The 19,473-nt window shown below is 73.3% G+C and carries 16 protein-coding genes, 1 tRNA gene and 1 pseudogene; 8 read left to right on the top strand and 10 right to left on the bottom strand.

The features are described 5' to 3' along the window. Positions 1-39 precede the first annotated feature (39 nt). Positions 40-693 carry a hypothetical protein gene (locus tag CP977_RS33035; RefSeq protein WP_062760186.1) on the bottom strand — a complete coding sequence of 218 codons (654 nt, stop codon included), beginning with the start codon at positions 691-693 and terminating at the stop codon, positions 40-42. A 235-nt stretch (positions 694-928) separates the two neighbouring features. Between CP977_RS33035 and CP977_RS33040 the strand changes: the two genes are divergently transcribed. Both CP977_RS33040 and CP977_RS33045 read left to right on the top strand, forming a co-directional pair. Further along, complete coding sequence (locus tag CP977_RS33040; protein WP_208421517.1) at positions 929-1,657, top strand: LppU/SCO3897 family protein; 729 nt, start codon at positions 929-931, stop codon at positions 1,655-1,657. Positions 1,658-1,666: 9 nt separating this feature from the next. After that, positions 1,667-2,110 (top strand): hypothetical protein, encoded by a 444-nt coding sequence (locus CP977_RS33045; protein ID WP_229991447.1) that lies wholly within the window; start codon positions 1,667-1,669, stop codon positions 2,108-2,110. Between the two features lie 43 nt (positions 2,111-2,153). On the opposite strand, the gene CP977_RS33050 is transcribed toward CP977_RS33045, so the two are convergent. Both CP977_RS33050 and CP977_RS33055 read right to left on the bottom strand, forming a co-directional pair. After that, positions 2,154-5,495 carry a S8 family peptidase gene (locus tag CP977_RS33050; protein WP_208421518.1) on the bottom strand — a complete coding sequence of 1,114 codons (3,342 nt, stop codon included), beginning with the start codon at positions 5,493-5,495 and terminating at the stop codon, positions 2,154-2,156. Between the two features lie 516 nt (positions 5,496-6,011). Further along, positions 6,012-7,043 carry a DUF5954 family protein gene (locus CP977_RS33055; RefSeq protein WP_062760192.1) on the bottom strand — a complete coding sequence of 344 codons (1,032 nt, stop codon included), beginning with the start codon at positions 7,041-7,043 and terminating at the stop codon, positions 6,012-6,014. Positions 7,044-7,285: 242 nt separating this feature from the next. On the opposite strand from CP977_RS33055, the gene CP977_RS33060 reads away from it, so the two are divergent. Then, a tRNA-Trp gene (locus tag CP977_RS33060) sits at positions 7,286-7,360 on the top strand. A 59-nt stretch (positions 7,361-7,419) separates the two neighbouring features. On the opposite strand, the gene CP977_RS33065 is transcribed toward CP977_RS33060, so the two are convergent. The 4 genes from CP977_RS33065 to CP977_RS33080 all read right to left on the bottom strand — a co-directional run bounded on the left by CP977_RS33065 (position 7,420) and on the right by CP977_RS33080 (position 12,211). Beyond that, on the bottom strand, positions 7,420-8,580 hold the full coding sequence (locus tag CP977_RS33065; RefSeq protein WP_062760194.1) for an AI-2E family transporter: 1,161 nt from the start codon (positions 8,578-8,580) through the stop codon (positions 7,420-7,422). Positions 8,581-8,675: 95 nt separating this feature from the next. Then, a complete protein-coding gene (locus tag CP977_RS33070; protein WP_079131531.1) occupies positions 8,676-9,668 on the bottom strand; it encodes an NEW3 domain-containing protein in 993 nt (330 codons plus the stop codon). A 58-nt stretch (positions 9,669-9,726) separates the two neighbouring features. Then, positions 9,727-11,160, bottom strand: a complete 1,434-nt coding sequence (locus tag CP977_RS33075) for a Gfo/Idh/MocA family protein (RefSeq protein ID WP_152371389.1) — start codon at positions 11,158-11,160, stop codon at positions 9,727-9,729. A gap of 490 nt (positions 11,161-11,650) precedes the next feature. Beyond that, positions 11,651-12,211 (bottom strand): NUDIX hydrolase, encoded by a 561-nt coding sequence (locus CP977_RS33080; RefSeq protein WP_229991448.1) that lies wholly within the window; start codon positions 12,209-12,211, stop codon positions 11,651-11,653. A 357-nt stretch (positions 12,212-12,568) separates the two neighbouring features. On the opposite strand from CP977_RS33080, the gene CP977_RS33090 reads away from it, so the two are divergent. Beyond that, on the top strand, positions 12,569-12,958 hold the full coding sequence (locus CP977_RS33090; protein WP_152371390.1) for a hypothetical protein: 390 nt from the start codon (positions 12,569-12,571) through the stop codon (positions 12,956-12,958). A 485-nt stretch (positions 12,959-13,443) separates the two neighbouring features. Here the strand turns inward: CP977_RS33090 and CP977_RS35050 are convergent. Continuing rightward, positions 13,444-13,566: pseudogene (locus CP977_RS35050) on the bottom strand (IS701 family transposase); the annotation flags it as partial. Positions 13,567-13,718: 152 nt separating this feature from the next. After that, positions 13,719-14,222 (bottom strand): MarR family winged helix-turn-helix transcriptional regulator, encoded by a 504-nt coding sequence (locus tag CP977_RS33095; protein WP_152371391.1) that lies wholly within the window; start codon positions 14,220-14,222, stop codon positions 13,719-13,721. 227 nt (positions 14,223-14,449) lie between these two features. Between CP977_RS33095 and CP977_RS33100 the strand changes: the two genes are divergently transcribed. Both CP977_RS33100 and CP977_RS33105 read left to right on the top strand, forming a co-directional pair. After that, entirely contained in the window at positions 14,450-15,166 is a 717-nt protein-coding gene (locus tag CP977_RS33100) for a S1 RNA-binding domain-containing protein (RefSeq protein ID WP_208421519.1), read from the top strand. A gap of 108 nt (positions 15,167-15,274) precedes the next feature. Further along, a complete protein-coding gene (locus tag CP977_RS33105; protein ID WP_152371392.1) occupies positions 15,275-17,764 on the top strand; it encodes a polysaccharide lyase 8 family protein in 2,490 nt (829 codons plus the stop codon). Positions 17,765-17,793: 29 nt separating this feature from the next. Here CP977_RS33105 and CP977_RS33110 read toward each other — a convergent pair whose 3' ends face one another. Beyond that, positions 17,794-18,252: a VOC family protein gene (locus tag CP977_RS33110; RefSeq protein ID WP_062760203.1), complete on the bottom strand. Its 459-nt coding sequence runs from the start codon at positions 18,250-18,252 to the stop codon at positions 17,794-17,796. A 96-nt stretch (positions 18,253-18,348) separates the two neighbouring features. Between CP977_RS33110 and CP977_RS33115 the strand changes: the two genes are divergently transcribed. Together CP977_RS33115 and CP977_RS33120 are read left to right on the top strand one after the other, a co-directional pair. Next, positions 18,349-18,930, top strand: a complete 582-nt coding sequence (locus tag CP977_RS33115) for a TetR/AcrR family transcriptional regulator (RefSeq protein ID WP_062760205.1) — start codon at positions 18,349-18,351, stop codon at positions 18,928-18,930. Between the two features lie 121 nt (positions 18,931-19,051). After that, complete coding sequence (locus tag CP977_RS33120; protein WP_152371393.1) at positions 19,052-19,423, top strand: hypothetical protein; 372 nt, start codon at positions 19,052-19,054, stop codon at positions 19,421-19,423. Positions 19,424-19,473 lie beyond the last annotated feature (50 nt).

A 19,473-nucleotide genomic window follows, 5' to 3' on the forward strand; every position in this document is an offset into this window, starting at 1 on the left:
GAGCACCGCGGTGATGCCGCGGCCCCGCTCCGCACCCGTTCACGACCACCGCGCGCATGCGGCGGCGAGGCGCGCGTCCGTACGCACCCAGACCTCGCCGGCGGCGGCCCCGGCCGGGGCGTCGACCCGTTCGATCCCGAGGAACTCGATCAGCGCGAGCAGTTCGGCCCGTTCGGCCCGGTCGTCGCCGGCGTCGTGCGAGTCGAAGAAGACGTAGTACCGGTCGCTCGGGTCCACGATGCCCGAATCCGCCCAGATCCGGGCGACTTCTCGGAGCGCGGCCGCTTCCGTCGTGAACGCGGCGGCGCGGACGGCGCCGCGGGTCTCCGGTGGCGCGTCGAGGTCGGCGGGGTCGGAGAACCACTGGCCGAAGTGGTCGAGGCCGGCATGTCCGTTCTCGAAGAACAGCATCGCGCCCGGAAGGTGGCGATTGCCCCGGTCGACCCGGAGGTATTCCGATCGGGGCCTGTCCGCGCCCTCGACCCGGACGATCACGCCCCGACCGGGCATGAGGACCAGACTCTGCCCCGCAGGCTCGTCACCGATGGTGTAGACGTCGGAGTCCCGGTCCCGGAAGAACGCGGAGAACGCCACGTAGGCCGCTTGGGCGTCACCCACGGAGACCTTCTGGTCGTTGCCGTCACCGACGGAGAAGACGAACTGCTTGGGTCCGGGGGCGTAGGGGCGGGCCATGATCGTCCTTCGTTCACGTGGTGGCCCCGGCAGCCTAGGGGATGCCCGGTCGATCACCGCCGTCGGGTCCGGGGCCGCCCGGGCCCGCGTGAGCCGGGACCACCGTGACGACCACCGACCACGGCCCCCTGCCCGTCGGGCCGTTCCGAAGGCGGGCCGTTCCGAAGGCGGGCCGTCGTGATCGGCCGGACAGACCTTAGGGTGCTGTCTCGACCACGAAGGGGGAACCGGCACCGTGACGTTTCCGCATCCGCACGCGCAACCGCACCCGCCACCACATCCGCAGCAGTATCCGCACCCGTCCGCCCCTCCGCCTCCGTACCCGCAGCGGTACGCCCCCGGGCCCCCGCCGGTGCCCGGCTGCGAGGCCTGCGGGGCGCAGCCCGCGACCGCCGTGACCGTCCGCGCCCACCAGGGCATGGTCATCATCATGCGTACGGTCACCCGGCGCGGAGTCCTCTGCCGCACGTGCGGACTCGCCGTCTACCGGCAGATGACCTCCGACACCCTGCTGACCGGCTGGTGGGGCCTCTTCTCCTTCTTCGTCACGCCCTTCGTGGTCCTGGGGAACGCCTTCGGCGCCCGGGCCGCCCTGCACCGCCTGCCCGAGCCGTACGGCGCCGTGCGGCCGCCGCTCCATCCCGGCAGGCGGGTCCTGCGCCGGGCCCCCGCGATGCTGATCCTCACCCCGATCGCCCTCGTCGCCCTGGCGATCCCGACCCTGGTGGTCGTGGGCCTGTTCTCGGGCGGCGGCGAAGGGTCCGTCGCGCTGTCGGCGGGCGATTGCGTGCGCAACGAAGCCGACTGGCCCGAGCAGCAGTTGCGGAAGGTGGGCTGCGGCTCCCCGCTGGCGGAGTACCGGGTGCTGGAGGAGGCGTCCTGCGGCCCCCGCGACTACCTGCTGCGCGCCGAGTACACGATCGGCGCACCCGGCAGGCCGGGCTCCTGCGTCACGCCCCTCTGACGGGCCGCCGTGGACGACGTGGAGGAGGACCTCGTGGAGCGGGCTTCGTACGTCCGGTTCCAGGGAGTGGTGAGGCATCCGCGAGGACACTTCCCCGGTGTCTTCGTGCTCGCCAACGAGCTGGCGGCGCAAGGCAGGCTGACCGAGGACCAGTACCGGTTCTGGAGGGCGGGCAACGACTGGTACGACGCCCACTACACCAACCCGTCCCACGTGGATCCCGCCGTGTACGACCCCCGGCTGCATCCGGGCGCCGTCGCCTGGTTCAAGACGTCCGCCCGGGACCTCATCGAGCGCGTCGACGGCTATCTGGAACTCCTCGCCGCCCACGGCGTCGAGTGCCGCCGCCTGGAGTCCCCGAACCCCGGCAGGATCCTCTACGAGGACGAGTACCAGGTCGTGGTGGCGGGGGAGGCGGACCCGGACGCGCCGCTGCCCGGTGCCACCGCCTGAAGCGGGGGCACCGGGCAGGGGGTGAACGGTCAGGCGGCCGCCGTCACCTGCCGTACCACGCGTTGCGGATCGTCAGGGTCGACGCGTTGCCCCGCCTGTCCACGACCTCGGCGGAGAGGGAGACGCCGCCGCCCTTCGCCGGGCTCTTCACGGAGATCCGTCCGTTCCGGACCTCCACGGCCTTCCAGGTCCTCCCGTCGTCGTAACTCACCGACACGGCGAGCGACTTGAGGTTCTTCCCGGCCGCCGCGCCCTGCACGGTCACCGGGACCGTGACCGGCGTGTTCGCGGGAGCGCGCGAGGCGAGGTCGACGGGGGGCGCGAAGCGGACCGTGGACACCGGCAGGGCGGTGGTGGCCGCGACCTGCTTCGAGCGGAACGTGAAGCCGACGTCGACCCGGGTGGAGGCCGCGGCGACCTCCGCCGGGCGCTCCACGGAGGCCGTCAGCCGGTACTCGGCGTCGGCGGCCTCGACCGCGAACGGCTCCGAGCCGCTCAACGGGTCGCCGTTCGCACCGACCTCGACCCCGTCGCGGTACAGCTTCGACGTGGCCGAGGCGTACTCCGTACTCCCCGCGTGCCCCTCGCCGTCGGCGAGCAGCGGCAGCGCGCCGACGATCCGCTGCTCGCCCGTGACCGGGTCGGGGGCGGTGCGGAAGACGCCCGTGCCCTCGCCCAGGAGCGGACCGAGGACACCCGTGTTGAACGTCTCCCGGTACGTCCGGCCGGCCTCGTAGCGCTTCGGCCGGACCATCTCGTAGGCGCCCTCGAAGGCCGGATGGCCCCACTCGTCGGGCGCGCCCAGCTGGTTGAACCGGGTCAGCCACGTGACCCCGTCACCGGTGGAGACGTGGAAGGTGCGCGTGCCCGGCGCCGCCTGCGGCGCGGAGAACGCGTTGCCCTGCGGCGCGCCCGGCAGATGGGGGTACGGGGAGGCGAGGGCCGACTTCCCGGGGGCGGAGGCGCCGAGACCGACCGTGAGCGTGGCCAGCTCGTTCGCCTTCACGTGCCGGGTGTAGCCGGTCGCGAGCCTGCTCGTCCCGCCGCCGAAGGCCACCGCGTACTGGCTGGTGGCGTCCTTCACGAAGTGCGCGTCCCAGGTCTGCAGGAGGGAACCGTCGGTGACGGCCGGGCCCGCGTGGGCGGTGCGGAAGCCGGTGAAGCCCCGGAGCACCCAGCCGTTGCCGACGCGCCCGATGCCGGTGTCGCGCTCGTAGTACGTCCCGCCGTAGTCCGCCCGGTCGATGCCCGGCACGGTGAGGGACACCGGCTTCGTGGTGCGCGCGTCGACCACGACGGTGGTGTCGCGGGTGACGTCCAGCCTCGGCCGCGCGATCCAGTCGGTGCCCCGGGTGAAGTCCGAAGGATCCTGGTAGACGGCCGTGTTGAACGTGTACGAGCCCTTGGGCACGCGGAGCGTGTGGACGCCCGGCTCGTCGGTGACGAGGGCCTGGAAGCCCGCGGCGGGCCCGGCGACGCCCAGCAGGGTGCTGGCGAAGTTCCGGGCGTCGGCGCCGTCGCGGCCGACGGTCCGGAACGTGAGGTCGTACGACTCCGCCTCCCGTACGGCCACCGCGGCCGTACGGACGGACCGGCCCGCGCCGGTGGCGGTGACGTAGCCCGAGTAGACGCCGTCGGCGTCACCGATCCCGGTGTCGGCGACGAGGTCCACCCCGGCCGTGCCGCCGGCGGGCACGGTCACCCTCGGGGCGCCGAGCGCGAAGAACCCGGCCGGGGCCGGCCCGCCCGCCGGGTCCAGGCCGGACACCGACAGGTCGAGGGTGACGTCCTCCGCCCCGAGGTTGCGGTAGACGACCTTCCGGGTGACGGGCAGGTCGTCGCCGTGCGGCCACCGGGCCGTGCCGAAGTTCAGCGAGACCGGCTCGGCGATCACGTTCTGGTCCAGCGCCCTGTCGGCCCGGATGCGGCCCGAGCCCTGCTGGAAGGCGGTGTGGGCGCCGCCCTCGGCGGACGAGGTCAGCGCGCCCTTCAGCTCGGCGTGCTTCCAGTCGGGGTGCCGCTGCTTCAGGAGCGCGGCCGCGCCCGCGACGTACGGGGTCGCCATGGAAGTGCCGTCGAGCCGCAGGTACCCCGGGGCGGGGTGCGGGGTGCCGGGACGGGTGTCCAGGGCGCTGCCCGGGGCGGCGGCCGCGGTGACGGCGACGCCGGGCGCGGTCACGTCCGGCTTGACCGCCCCGTCGCCGACGCGCGGCCCGGTGCTGGAGAAGGGCGCCGGGCGATCGTCCTTGTCGACCGCGCCGACGGTCAGGGCGGCGTCCGCGCTGCCCGGCGAGCCCACCGTCGAACCCCCGCTCTCGCCCTCGTTGCCCGCCGCGACGGCGAACAGGATCCCCTTCTCGGCGGACAGCCGGTCGATCGTCTCCTCCAGCGGGTCGACGCCGGGGCTGTCGGGGCCGCCGAGGCTGAGGTTGACCACGTCCGCGCCCTCGGCGGCGGCCCACTCCATGCCCGCGATGACGGCGGAGTCGTCCCCGTGGCCCTCGTCGTCGAGGACCTTCCCGCTGATCAGCTCGGCGCCGGGGGCGACGCCCTTGTACCGGCCGCCGGACTTGGCGCCGGTGCCGGCGGCGATCGACGCGACGTGCGTGCCGTGCCCGACGCGGTCCACGGCGTCGGGGGAGGAGGAGAAGTTCCTCTCGCCCACGACCCGCGTCCGCAGGTCGTCGTGGGTCTTGTCGACACCGGTGTCGAGGACGGCGATCCGGACGCCCGTGCCGTCGTAACCGGCTTCCCACGCCCGGTCGGCGCCGATCTGCCGGACGCCGTGGTCCAGGCTCGCGGCGCGCACGCCGTCCAGCCACACCCTTTCGATGCCGGAGGCGGTGGCGCGCACGCCGTCCTTCCGCCGGTCGGTCAGCGCCTCCCACACCTCGGCCAGGTCGTCCCGGGAGGCGCGGACGGCGTCGGCGCCGAGGGTCGGGAACGTGCGCCGGAGCTCGGTGCCGCCGGCCGCACGCACCTCGGCCCGCGCGGCGCGGGCGTCCTCTTCGTGCCGCGCGCCTTCGTATCGCGTGCCTTCGTGCCGCGCGCCTTCGTACTGCACGATCAGCTTGAGTCCGTCGCGATGGCTCTCGCGCAGCCGCGGGTCGGTGAGCACGCCGAGGTCGAAGAGCCGCTGGTCCAGCCGGCCCGTGGCGATCAGCCGCTGCGCGTCGGCGGGTATCACCAGGGTGCGGTCCCCGGTGCGCCGTATCTGCACGGGGACGCGCTCGCGGCCCTCGGCGGGCTCGAAGCCCACCATCCGGCCCTCGGCGTCCACCACCACGCGGTCGCCCGTGACGAGCGGGATCCGCTCGTCACCGCCGACGCGGGTGATCTCGGGTGCGGCGGCCGCCGTCGCGGGGCCGGCCGTGCCCGTGGTCATGCCTGTGGTCAGGGCCACCGACGTGGCCGCTGCGACGGTGAAGGCGCCTGCTCTCTTCACATGTGCGCGCAAGTCTCCCCCAGGAGCTAGGGATGGGGTGGGGTCGGTCGTTTCCGGCCGGGGGACGCGGGGCGTCCGCCGTCGGCCAGCGCAGTATGTGAGGTGGGAAAGGCGTGATCAACGCCGGTGCGGGGGAGGGGAGTCGAGCCGTATGGTTTCAAGCCGTTCCGGGGTCGGCACGTGCGAGGGGACGACGACGGCCGTGTGACCGCACCGTGACGGCCGGACGATGGTTCCGCGACACCGGCGGGCGCCGACCCCTCCGGACCCGGCTCCGGAACAGGCCCCACGGGCTTTTCGAGGGGGAGGACCGCCGGGGGCGGAGGGCCTCCCTCCGAATGGCCGTATCCGCACCCGGACGGAACGGCTCTCCGTCCGGGTGCGAACACGAATACGAGCACGGGTGCGGATCGGATATGGGAACGGGGCGAGGGGCGGCCGCGGACCCCTTCCGGTCTACTCCTCCGCGTCCTCCCCGTGGTACACGGTGCCGTCCTCGTCCATGCGCGGGTGCATCTTCGTCGGCCCGTACTCGTCGATGTCCGAGGGGCGCGGCCCCTCGGGGCCGTCGGGCCCGAACCGGACCATTCGCTCGACGCGGCAGATCCGGAACTCCCGGCCGTCCACCCGCACCTCGTCGGCGCGTTGGGAGGCCCGGAACAGCTCACCGGCCCGCCGGTATCGCTCCCGCTGCGCGTCGTCCCACTCGTACAGCCGGCCCCACAGGTCGGTGAGGCAGGTGTACAGGCCCCGCCGCGCCTCGTGCGGGGTCGGCGACAGGGAGCCCTGCGGCTGCCAGACGTCGCCGGAGCGCTCCACGACGCCGAAGCCGACGGGCAGCATGGCGATGTCCGGATGGGTGGTGACCGCCTTCCGGGAGTCGGCCCGGACGGCGGCGGGGTAGCGCTTCCCGACGTAGTGGAACTCCCGCAGCCCGATCCGCAGGGCCTCGGCCATCAGCCCGCGCACCTTCTCCGGATCGAGCACGGCGCCGGTGTCGAGGCAGCCGCGGTCACCGGTCTGCCGCTCCCAGACCCGGAAGACCGGCTCCGGATCGGTGGGGCGCGGCGGCTCCAGGCCGTCGTCGCCCATGCGCGCGACCTCGTCGCCGCGCACGATCCGGTACGTCGTCCCCAGCACGACGAGCTCGTCGACCGGTTTCCGTTCTAGGACGTGCACGGCCGCGAGGAGTTCGCGCCGCACCTTCCGGTCGTCGGTGTCGTCCTTGGCCCAGAAGAAGAACTTCGAGTGCAGGCTGTCCCGGGCCTCCTGCGGCATCCCGGACTGCACCGGCAGCACCACCCGCCACGGGGAGCCCTCCTCGGCGTCCCGCGCCACCACCCCGAACAGCGAACCGCGCACGGCGAGCCGCGGATACCGTACGACGGCCTCGGCGGCGTCGGTCTCGGTCACCCAGGCGACGGGATCGCCCTCCCGCACCAGCCCCGCACGCACCTCGTCCAGACGTCGCTTCCAGTGTTCGTCCATGCGCGCATTGTGGTGCCGGACCCGGCGGGCGGTCCGGTGATCGGCCCATCACCTCAACTTACGGGTGACAAACGGGTGCCGAGGGAACCGTTTCGGGACAGCGCCGACGCCTTTCGGCCGGGTGCGGGTGCGGGTGCGGGTGCGGGTGCGGGTGCGGGTGCGGGTGCGGGGCCGCGTCCGCCGTCCTCGATCCGCCGTCCTTGACCGCGCGAGCCGTTGAACCCGTAGGATCGCCGCCGGGCGGGGCCGTAGCGCAGAGGTCGACGCGCGCGGTCTCCAAAATCGCGAGGACGCCGGTTCGAATCCGGCCGGCCCCGCCCGCCCCGCTCCGTCCGCGGTTTCCCGCGCGGCCCGAACGCCCGGAAGCGAGACGGGCCTACGACGGTACGACGGCGGCGGTACGCGGCTCGCCGGTGTCCGGCCCATCGGAACTCGGCCCCTCCGCGCCCGGCTCCTCGGCGTCGGGCTCGCGCGGGGGACCGGCGAGCTGTTCGCGGAGGTAGTTCCAGACCACCGCGATCAGCGCGGCCGCGGGCACCGCGAGGAGGCTGCCGACGATGCCGGCCAGGCTGCCGCCCAGGGTCACCGCGAGGAGGACGACCGCCGCGTGCAGACCGAGGCCGCGGCTCTGGATCATGGGCTGGAACACGTTGCCCTCCAGTTGCTGCACCACGACGATGATCGCGAGCACGAGCAGCGCGTCCGTCAGGCCGTTCGACACCAGGGCGATGAGGACCGCGACCAGCCCCGCGAACAGGGCGCCCACGATCGGCACGAACGCGGAGACGAAGGTCAGCACGGCCAGGGGCAGCACCAGCGGCACGTCGAGGAACCACAGGCCCAGGCCGATGAACACGGCGTCGAGCAGGCCGACGAACGCCTGCGAGCGCACGAACGCGCCCAGGGTGTCCCAGCCGCGCTCCATCACGACGGGGACGTCGGTGGCCAGGCGGCCGGGGAGTTGACGGGTGAGCCACGGCAGGAAGCGCGGACCGTCCTTGAGGAAGAAGAACATCAGGAAGAGCGCCAGGACGGCCGTGACGAGACCGTTGAACACGGTGCTCACCCCCGTGACGACGGTGGTCACCATGCTGCCGACGCTGTCCTGGATCCGCGCGACCGCGGCGTCGAAGCCCTTGGAGATCTGGTCGTCCCCGATGTTCAGCGGCGGCCCGGCGGCCCATTCGCGCAGTTTCTGGATGCCCTCGACCACCCCGTCGGCCAACTCCCCGGACTGGGAGGCGACCGGTACCGCGATCAGGGCGACGATGCCCGCGACGACCACGAGGAAGAGGACGGTGACCACGGCCGAGGCCAGGGCGGGGGCCCATCCGTGCCTCCGCAGGAAGCGGGCGAGGGGCCAGGTCATGGTGGTCAGGAACAGGGCCACTATGAGCGGCCAGACGACCGACCACATGCGGCCCAGGATCCACAGGGCCACCGCTGCCATCAGCAGGACCAGCAGCGACTCGGCGGAGACGCGTGCCGCCGTGCGCAGCGCGGAGGCGGTCTTCGTTGAACTCAGTGGGGCAGGCATGCGCCTCACCCTAATGAACCGCTGTCCCTCCCCCACCACCGTCACCGCTCCCGCCCCGGACGCCGAGCGCGTCCGAGGCGGCAGCGGGCCCGTGATCAGGGGGCGACGGCCAGGTCGAAGAGGTGGATGTTGCCGTTGCCCGGCAGCACCACGAACGCCACCTGCTTCGCGGGATCGAGGGGGATCGAGTGGGCGAACACGCGGTACGCGATGCCGGCGTTGCCGTACCCGTCGGGCCGGTTGCGCCCGTCGCTCGACGCCACCAGGGTCGCCCCGTGGGCGTTCGCCGGATCGAACGACCAGTTCGGGAACCCGAACGAGCCGCTGCCGCTCGTTCCGTCCGCGTAGTACACGGTCGCGGTGCCCGAGGCCCCGCTCGTGACGCCAGAGCCGAGGAAGACGAGCCTGCTGCCCCTGCCGTCCAGGGCGACGGCCTGGCCGGCGGCGGAGACGTTGTCCGGGGTCCCGCTCGGCACGTCCGGCCAGCGCAGTTCGGCGCCCAGGGCGTTGACGGTCCCGCCGGGGCGAAGGCCGGCGGCGGCGAGCTTCTGCGCGGAGAAGCTGTTGCCCTCGCCGTCGTAGTTCCCGGGCTTCGTGTCGCTCTCGTCGGTCACCCCCACGTTGTTGTACGCGGCGGCCAGGTTCGCCAGGGGGGTGCCGCTGTGCTGCGTCCTGGTGCCGGTGGCGGACCCGGCCCCGTCGCCGCCCCGGTAGGTCGCGGTCGCGGTGAACGTACGGACGGTGAAGCCGGGGCGCCGCTCCGGCACCTGGATCCGGAAGGTGGCCTCGGCGGAGGCGCCCTTGGCCAGGGAGCCGTCCATCTGGAGGACCGAGGGCTGGACGGCCCAGCCGACCGGCCCCCCGAAGGACACCTTCAGCGAACGCATCCGTTCCGGGCCCGCGTTGGTGACGGTCACCTTCACCGTGGAGATGGTCGGGCCGTCCAGGTCGACGGGGGAGATCGACACCGCCGTGGCCGTGGCCGTGGCCGTTGACGGGGTCGCGGCCGAAGCCGTGGCCGGGAGGAGCGCGAGTGCGCCCGCCGCGACGACGGCCCCGAGCGATCGGATCAATCCTGCTGGTCTCACGTGCTGCTCCTTCACGGCAGGGGCGGAGGCAGAGGCGGAGGTGGTGACGGAGGCGGTCTCAGACGACCGGAGGCATCTCGGTGGCGCGCGAGTCGAGGCCCGTGCGGAGGTTGACCCAGGCGCCCCGGGTGAAGTCCGGGATCTGCACGGGACGCCCCTTCGCCGCCAGGGACATGACACTCAGGGGAACGGGCGCGCACCAGGCCGCCGAGTCGTAGACGTCGATGTCGGGCACCAGGCCCGCCCGCATGAGCTGAACCGTCCGCCACTGCAGGACGTAGTCCATGCCGCCGTGACCGCCGTTGTTCGCCGCGTCGTCGCCGATCTTCTTCCACAGCCAGTGGTCGAACTCCTTGCGGTAGGAGCCGAAGTCCCGCCAGGAGTGCCCGCTGTGGTCCGGCTCGACGTAGACGCGGCCGCCCCCGGACGACAGCACGCCCGCGTAGTCCTCGAAGATCCCCCGGCTGCCCGCGAGGGAGTTGATCCGGCTGTACGGCCGCGGGGAGCTGACGTCGTGCTCGGCGCGGATGACCCGGCCCTTGGCCGTCTCGATCAGACAGGTGACCAGGTCGCCGTTGACGTACGTCTCCTTCCACGAGGGGTGGTTCCTGGGCACGAACCGCTCCCGGTAGTCGGCCAGGCCCTTCGGCTCGGTCGCCGTGGCGCGCAGCGTGGTCATGCGGTCGCCCCGGTTGACGTCCATGGCCGCGGCGATCGGCGCGAGGCCGTGCATGGCGTAGAAGGAGGCGGTGCTGCGGGTGTGCCACCGCCGCCGCCACGCGTCGGTGTAGTACGTGTCGGAGAACAGCAGCTCGCGCAGGTCGTGCAGATAGCCGCCGTGCCCGTTCGTGATGTCGCCGAACAGGCCTTCGTGCGCCATCTTCAGCATGGCCAGCTCGTTGCGGCCGTAGCTGCAGTTCTCCGAGAGCATGAGGTGCCTGCGGGTGCGCTCGGAGGTGTCGACGAGGTCCCACAGCTCGTCGAGCTCCGTGGCGATGGGCAGCTCGACGACGACGTGCTTGCCGGCGAGGAGCGCGGCCTTGCCCTGGGCGTAGTGGAACTCCCAGGGCGTGGCGATGTAGACGAGGTCGATGTCGTCGCGCCGCAGCATCTGCGTGTACGACTCGGCCGAGCCGCCGTACTCGGCGGGGCGGGGCTTTCCGGCGGCGGCCAGGCCGTCGGCGACCCGCTTGGCCCGGTCGGCGCGCACGTCGCAGACGGCGGTGACCGTACAGCCGGGGACGACGGACCAGCCCGTGGTCATGCCGGCGCCGCGGTTGCCCAGGCCGATCACACCGACGCGCACCGTCCGGTGGACGGCGTAGGGCACGTCGACCATGGACTTCTGGCCCGGCCTCCGGCGCGGCGCGGGCGCCGCCGCCACCGCCGCGGCCGCGTCGGGGGCGGATCCCACCCCGGCCGCCAGGGCCCCGGTGGTGGCCAGGGCCCCTCCCAGGAGCAGGCGGCGCGAGACTGCGGGGAGTTTTGACATGGGTTCATCGCTCCTCAGTGCATACGGCGTCGGACGCGTCACGACTCTGGCGGGGCCATCAGGTGTGTGTCAATAGGTGTTCGTTTGGAGCTGGTTGTGAGCATGATTGAGCATCATGGGCGGAGTTTCACGCATGTGGTCGCACGGGGGCGCGGTGGCGGCCCCCGGTCCCGTCGCTGCCTCGGGGTGGCGTCAGCGGGCGTCCGGGGGCCCGGCGCGTCGGGTGCGACGGGAGAGGAGGGCGGGGCGCCGTACGGCTGCGGACGGCGAGGGGCGCCGAGCCGGCCGGCGGTCGTGGACGCGGACCGGCATCGGGTTGTTCACCCTGGCCCGGGTAGGGGCCGGGGCCCGTGCACGACACTCCTTCCGGGCTTGGTGCCGGCGGGCGCGGGCGGAGTGATCACCTTCCCGCCGCCCGGCGGCTGCCCGGGGACGGCCGAGGCCGCCTGAGGACGCCCCGGGGCGTCCTGGGGGCTCTGGAGGCCCCGCCTCACACCCGGGGCGCCCCCTCGGAGGCCGTACCGGCGGAACCCGGCGCGGGGACGAGGCGGAGCCGGTCGGCTCCCGGGTCGTGGCCGATCGGATCGCCCGGCTCCTGGAAGTGCAGCGCGACCCCCGCGTCCGCCCGGTACGCGTCCAGTCCGGCACGGCAGTAGCCGACCATCGGCTCCGGCAGGGCGGCGAACGGGAACCACCCCATGCCGTCGCACAGTTGAGGTTCCATGATCCTCGGCATACCGGTCCAGCGGCGGACCTCGAAGAAGAACCCGACCCGTGCGCTCCCGCCCGGCGCACGGTGGTGCACGACGACCGCGGCGCGCACGTCGTCCGGGTCCACGACCAGGCCCGTCTCCTCCCGCGCCTCGCGGACGAGCGCGGTGACGACGTCCTCACCGGGCCCGTCGACGTGACCGGAGGGGAAGTGCCAGTGCCCCGCCGCGTAGACGTCACCGGCCCGCCTCGACAGCAGGACCTCCCGCCCCTCCTCCCCGTCGCGCACGGCGATCAGGTGCACGTCCACCGGCACCATGTGCCGCCCGCCGCCGCTCACCGGGCATCTCCCGGGCGACGGGTGCTCCGGGCAAGGGGCAGAGAGCGCATCATGACCTCCGGAAAGGGTGGTTGAGGATAACGCCGTACCCGACGAACGCGCCCGACCACTCCACGCGCACCGCTTCCTGCCTGCGGGTCGCGACGCTCCGGGACATCCGGTTCTGTCGGTGCGGGGAACCGACATCATCCGCGCGGGTGCCACGGCGCCGGCTCGGGATGCTCCTCCAGGACGTCGCCGGTTGCCGCATAGAGTGCTGTCGCGAGGGGGCCACATCGTTCGTCGCAAAACGATCCTGGATGCCCTCGGTCTCGTTACCGCAGGCACCCCCTTGGGCCACACCGCCAGGAGGAACCAGTGTCACACCCGCAACCGCTCACCCCCGAGGCGAAGCTCGCCGACGCGAAGAAGCGGCTCGGCCTCCCGCGTATCGTCGTGATCTGTGGTTCCACCCGCTTCATGGCCGAGATGGCCGAGGCCGATCTGCGGGAGACCGGAGCCGGAAGGATCGTCGTCAAGCCGGGCTGTGACATGAAGTCGTCGCACGCACTCTGGTCCGACCCCGTCGAGGCCCAGGCGCTGAAGGTTCGACTCGACGATCTGCACCGGGCGAAGATCCGGCTCGCCGACGAGGTGCTCGTGGTCGGCGACTACATCGGAGACAGCACCCGGGCCGAAATCGCCTACGCCCGGTCGCTGGGCAAGCCCGTGCGGTTCACGCACCCCGAAGTCGACCCCGACGCCTGACCGCCCGCTGCCGCCTCGACCACCAGGGTCGGCGGCCCGGCACCCGACCGCCTCGCGACGGCTCCGGCCACCGCCCGCCCCGCACCCCCTCCAGACATCCCTCGGAATCGATCACCTAGTGCTCCAGTGCGGTTTCGTGATCTATCCAGCAGGTTCGTCGGCGGATCGTTGGACCGCTTCGGTGCCGCGTCCGCGGCGACGGCGGCAAAGAAGACCAGGCAAAGCACGGCGAGCGTCATGTGCCGGCGCCGATGTGGATCCGGGCCCAGTCGTAGTGGCGCGGGCCCTTCGCACCAGGGCCTGCACTCTGCCGCTGCCGGACGGTGGCGGCAGGCATTCGGCGACGGTGTCCGCGAGGACGAGGGTGCGGCCCTGGTCGACCCACACCCGCGTCGAGCAGGCGACGGTCAACGCATAGCCGGTCCCGTGCGCCTCCAGACCGGCCCGAAGCTGCGGGTCCTGCCCGTAGGCTCCGCCGCCGGTCACCCGCTCTCGTCCACGATCAGCACGCCGTCGTCGTCACCGAGGCGTTCGATGGCGTAGACACGGATGTCGTCGCGGACGGCGTCGGCCTCCCAGCGGGCACAGCGCAGCAGCCGCTGCGGGCCGGTCGTGACCAGCCTGTTCGGTCGACTGCCAGCGGGCAGGGTCTACGTTGTGGACCGCAGCCACCGCGCGATCTTCGTCTGTCCGCACACCAACCGATGATCACGCGGTGGCCGCCCCGGTTCCCAGCCGGATCCGTCACGAGATCGCGAAATCAGGACCGGTTGCCCGGAGCCCCGTCGCCCTCGACATTGGCCACCATCCTGCGCAGCACCTTGAGCGCGGCCACGTACTCCTCGTCGCTGATGCCCTGGTGGACCACGGCGCGTACCTCGGTCGCCAGCTCACGGAGCCGTACTCGGGCGGCCTCGCCGGCGTCCGTGAGGTGCAGGCGCTGCTCGTCGTCGATCCGGAGCCATTCGCGATGGAGCAACTGGTCGACGACCCTGCCGATCTCGTGTGGCCCGTCGGCAAGGTGCGTCAGCTGTGCGACGACCTCCTCGCGGCTCGGCGCCGCGGGACCGCCGTTCACGCGGTTGAGCACCCAGTACTGCGGCTGCGTGACGTCGACCCTGGCCATGGCGTCCCGCAGATGCCGGGTGACGGCCGCCTGGGTCAGCCCGCACCAGTAGCCGACCGGCTGTGTGGCCAGCATGTCGTCGGTCGCGGCCGGGTCCGCCGGCGCCTGGTCGGTGATGGTTCCGATCGGCGATTCCATGATCGCGACGCTACATTCCTCCCAGCGCACTGAACCATCGGAATGAGCCATTCACTGCAACTCGTCCCGAACGCGCATCGGAACCGCCGGCCATCGTCATTCTCGGGGCCGCCGCAACCACGCGTGCTGCCGTGCCACGACCCGAAGCAGCGACTGCCGACGACCGCTCGTCCGCGCAGCCGGCGGTAGATCACGAAACCACATGCGGGAGCACTAGGCTCCCCTTCATGTCCGAGCCGACCCGTGACCCCCGCATGCAGGCCTTGATCGACGGGCTGCTGCCGGGAGCCGTGAGGAGGGTCAGGATCACCGGCTTCGACGGGGAGGACGTCCTGGTCCGGGTCCTGGACGCCGAAGGGGAGGAGGGCGAGACCGCCCGGATCCCCGGACACGAGGCGTCGATGCGCCCGACGGAGCGTCCGGCCGAGCTGTTCGCGGTCGGCCAGGAGATCGAGGCCGAAGAGATCGGGCGTTGGGGCGAGGATCAGCTCTTCCTCTCCGCCAGGGCGTGCGAGAACCCGGCCCTGCGGTCCTTCCTCCGCGCGCTCGCACCGGGCGACGTCGTCACCGGGACGGTCGCCGGGGTGCACGACTTCGGGGTCTTCGTCCATCTCGACGGCGAACCGGACGGCCTCCGCACCGGCTTCATCCGGGTGCCGGACCTGACGTGGGACCGGTTCGGCCATCCCTCCGAGGTGATCGAGCCCGGCCGGCGGGTGACCGCCGAGGTGATCGTCGCCGAGACGCGCTCCGGACAGGTCGCGCTCTCCTTGAAGGCCCTGCGGGAGGGTCCGCTCGCCCGGTTCGAGGACCAGGCCGGCCGGACCCTCACCGGACCGGTCGTCAAGATCGTGCCTCAAGGATCCCGTCGGGAGCAGCGGCAGCCCCACCGGCCGCGCAGGCCCGCTCCCGGTGGAACGGAACTCCCCCCTCCCACAGGGTAGTAATCGCTTTCTATCCCGGGCATGCTGTCCGCCACAGGGCCGTCGCCGGGCGCCCGCCCGGGCGTTCCCCCTCACCTCCCCCTGCGCCCCCGAGAGGTCTGCCCCGCCATGTCCTCCACGCCCTCCGTACCCTCTGTGCCTCCCGTCCCCCCGTCGCCCGCCGTCCCCGCCTCCCTCCTCTCCCGTCGAGGCCTGCTGCGCGCGGCCCTCGGCACCACCGCTCTCGGGGCCGCCGCCCTCGCCCTCCCTCTCGCCGCGCCGTCCCCCGCGCACGCCGCCGACGCCTACGACGCCCTCCGTCTGACCTGGCGCGGACTGCTCCTCGGTACCGGATTCGACCCGGGCGCCGAGCCCTTCGCCGCCAAGCTGGCCGCGCTCGGCGCCACCGCCCGCGACCTGCGCGCCGCCATGGCGCCGGCGGACGGCTCCCTCTGGCCGGACCTCCCCTACGCGGACCCCGAGCCGGACACGGACGCCGAGTCGTACACGTACTCCGGAAACATCCAGAACAGCTACACGCGGCTGCGCACCCTCGCCGAGGCGTACGCCCAGCCCGGCACCGGCCTCACCGGCGACACCGGGCTGCGCGACGAGATACTCGCCGGCCTCGACCACCTGCACGACCAGGCGTACCACGCGGGCCGGGCCCGGTACGGCAACTGGTACAGCTGGCAGATCGGCGCCCCGCAGGCGCTGCTCGACATCGACGTCCTCCTGTACGACCACCTCGGCGCCGCCCGCGTCGCCGAACACTGCGCCGCCGTCGACCACTTCGTCCCCGACAGCGCGGTCGCGAGCTACACCGGCACCTCCACCGGCGCCAACCGCGTCGACCTCTGCCGGGTGCTCGCCCTGCGCGGCGTCCTCGGGAGGTCCCCGGCGAAACTCGCCCTGGCCCGCGACGCGCTCTCGCCCGTCTTCCCGTACGTCACCTCCGGCGACGGCCTCTACGCCGACGGCAGCTTCGTCCAGCACACCTACGTCCCCTACGCCGGTTCGTACGGAGCCGTCATGCTCGGCGGCCTCTCCCACCTCTTCGCCCTGCTCGAGGGCTCCGCCTGGGAGGTCACCGACGGCGGCCGGCAGGTCGTGCTCGACTCGGTCGAGAAGGCGTACGCGCCCTTCCTCTTCAACGGCCTCGCCATGGACGCCGTCTCCGGCCGGGCGGTCAGCCGGGGCGTGCAGAAGACCGACACCCGGGCCGTCCGGCAGGACGACCACCTGCGCGGCCACGGGATCATCGCCTGCGTCGCCCTGCTCGCGCGGAGCGCCTCGGCGGCCGAGAGGACCCGCTGGGACGGCATGGTCAAGGGCTGGATCGCCCGGGACCACTACCGCCCGCTCCTGACGAGCCCCGCCCTCGGCGTCGCCGCACTCGCCCGCCTCAAGGGGATCGCCGACGGCCCGGCCGCGCCGAGCCCCGAGCCGACCGGACACCGGCTCTTCCCCGGCATGGACCGGGCCGTGCACCGGCGGCCGGGCTGGGCGGCCTCGCTCTCCATGGCCTCGAAGCGCATCACGTACTACGAGAACGGCAACGGCGAGAACCTGCGCGCCTGGCACAGCGGTTCGGGGATGCTCTACTGGTGGGGCGACACCTTCGCCAACGGGCAGTACAGCGACGACTTCTGGCCCACCGTCGACCCCTACCGGCTGCCCGGCACCACCGCCTCGCGCAAGCCGCTCGCCGACGGCGCGGGCGGCACCTGGGGCGCCGCGCGGCCCGACGTCCGGTGGGTCGGCGGGACGACGGACGGCACGTACGCGGCGGTCGGACAGTACCTGAAGGGGCTGTCCTCCACGCTCCTCGCCAAGAAGTCCTGGTTCTTCCTGGACGACGCGATCGTCTGCCTGGGCGCCGGGATCCACGGCCGGGACGGCACCGGCGTCGAGTCGATCGTGGAGAACCGCAACCTCGGCGAGCACGGCGTCCACGCCCTCACCGTCGACGGCACCGCGCAGCCCACGGCGCTCGGCTGGAACGCCACGCTCACCGGAGCCCGCTGGGCACACCTCGCGGGGCACGCCGGCTACGTCTTCCCGGGCGGCGCGCCCTCCTCCCTGAAGGCCCTGCGCCAGGCGCGCACGGGCAGGTGGTCGGAGATCAACCAGGGCGCCGTCACCGACCCGGTCACGCGCCGGTACCTGACGCTCTGGTTCGACCACGGCACCGACCCGACTCGGGCCACGTACGCGTACGTCCTCATGCCGGGCGCGAGCCGGGAGCGGACGGCGGCCCGCGCGGCCGACCGGGGCTGGCTCACCGTCCTCGCCAACACCGACGACCAGCAGGGCGTACGCGTCCCCTCCCTCGGCTTCACCGGCGTCAACCTCTGGTTCGCCGGCACGGTCGGCGAGATCACGACCGGCGCCCCCGCGTCGGTCCTGATCCGCGAGTCCGGCACCACGGCCACGGTCTGCGTCTCCGGCCCGCTCCGGGACGGCGCGACGATCGACCTGACGTGGCACCGGCCCGTCTCCGCCGTCCTCTCCCACGACCCGGCGGTCCAGGTCCTCGGCACCGGCGCCGCGCTCCGGCTCCGCGTCACCCCGGGGACCCTGGGGGCCACCCACGAGGCGGTCGTACGGCTGGAATGAGGGGGACTCGCCGTGTCCCGCCCCGGGCGTCAGGCGCCGGTGTACAGGTCGGCGTACTCCTCGCCGGGCGGGACGACGGTGATGACGTCGACCAGCACCCCGTCGGGGGCGGCGACGATGAAGTGCCGCTGGCCGAACTCCTCGGTGCGCAGGGCCAGTACCTCGGACAGGCCGGCCTCCGTCACGAGCCGCCGGTGCTCCGCGTCCACGTCGTCCACCTCGAAGTTCAGCAGCAGCCCGCCCCGGAGGGCGGCCCGGTGGCCCTCGGGGAAGGTCGGGTGGGCGTGGTCGAGGAGCGCGAGCTCGTACTGAGGGGCGTCGGGGCGCCGCAGGCTGACGTACCAGTCGGCCTCGAAGGTCGTCTCGAACCCGAAGTGGCGGGTGTAGAAGTCCCGGGAGGCCGCCACGTCCCGGGTGGCGAGCACCGGGTAGAAGCCGCCGAGCCGGGCCGCGGGCGCGGTGGGCGTGGTGGTGGGTCCGTTCGTCATGATCGGGTTCCTTCCTCTCCCTTTCGCATACCCAGGGTACGCGAATTTCGGCGTTAGCATACCCTCGGTACGCGAAACGGGAAGGACGTGCGGACGATGGCGGTCAACCGGGCGGAGCAGCGGGCGGCCACGCGGCGGGCGCTGCTGGCCGAGGGGAGGCGGCGGTTCGCCGCCGACGGCTACCACCACGTGGTGCTGGCCGACGTGGCGCGGGCCGCCGGGGTCACCAAGGGGGCCGCCTACCACCACTTCGACAGCAAGGCGGGGCTCTTCCGGGCCGTCGTCTCCGAGGTCCAGCACGAGCTGGGCGAGCGGGTCGCGGCCGAGGCCGAGCGGCACGAGGACCTCTGGGAGCAGCTCCGGGCCGGCTGCCGGGCCTTCCTGGCCGCCGGGACCGATCCGGCGGTACGGCGGATCCTGCTGGTCGACGCGCCGACCGTACTGGGCTGGGACGAGTGGCGGACCCTGGACGAGGAGTCCTCCGCCCGGCACCTCGCGGAGGCCCTGGACGCGCTCGTCGCGGCCGGGACCCTCGCCGACCAGCCGGTGGAGCCCCTGGCCCGGCTGCTTTCGGGGGCGATGAACGAGGCCGCGCTCTGGATCGCGCGGGGCGGGGACCCACGGGCCGCGGAGCAGGCGCTCGACCGGCTCCTGGCGGGCCTGCGCGCCCCGACCTGACGCCTGCCCGACGGGACGACGGGGCATCGGAGCAACGGGATAGCGGGCCAGCGGGTCGTGAGATCATCACACCCGCAGCCCCGGGGCACCGCCGCCGGGCCGCGGCACCGGGGGAGCGGACATGGAACACGGCCGGGCAGTGGACGTACGCGAGGGGCGCACGCGCGCCGAACGGCTGACCGAGGGACTGGTCGTCGCGGCGGCCTCGGTCCTCGCGCTCGGCCTCCTCGCCGGCCCCGTGACGGTCTTCGGCACGACCGCCTGGCACCTGGCCACCGACACCGGGACCACCGCGTTCAGCCGGTTCCTGGCACCGGTGCTCCTCCTCGCCCTCCTGGTGCTGCCGTTCCTCCCGGCCCGCGCGGTGTTCCGCTCGGGCCGGCGCAAGGGACGGGCACGGCTGACGGCGGCGGCCCCGGCGGTGCTGGCCCTGCTCGCCGGATCCGTGGTGCCGTTCGCGGCCCTGTGCCTGCTCCTGGCGTACGGGAACTGACCCCCCTCCGGCGCGGCCGGAAGGGATCCGGCGTCACCGATTCCGGCCGG

Origin of the sequence: Streptomyces cinereoruber (genome assembly GCF_009299385.1) — a bacterium.
Classification (GTDB): domain Bacteria; phylum Actinomycetota; class Actinomycetes; order Streptomycetales; family Streptomycetaceae; genus Streptomyces; species Streptomyces bikiniensis.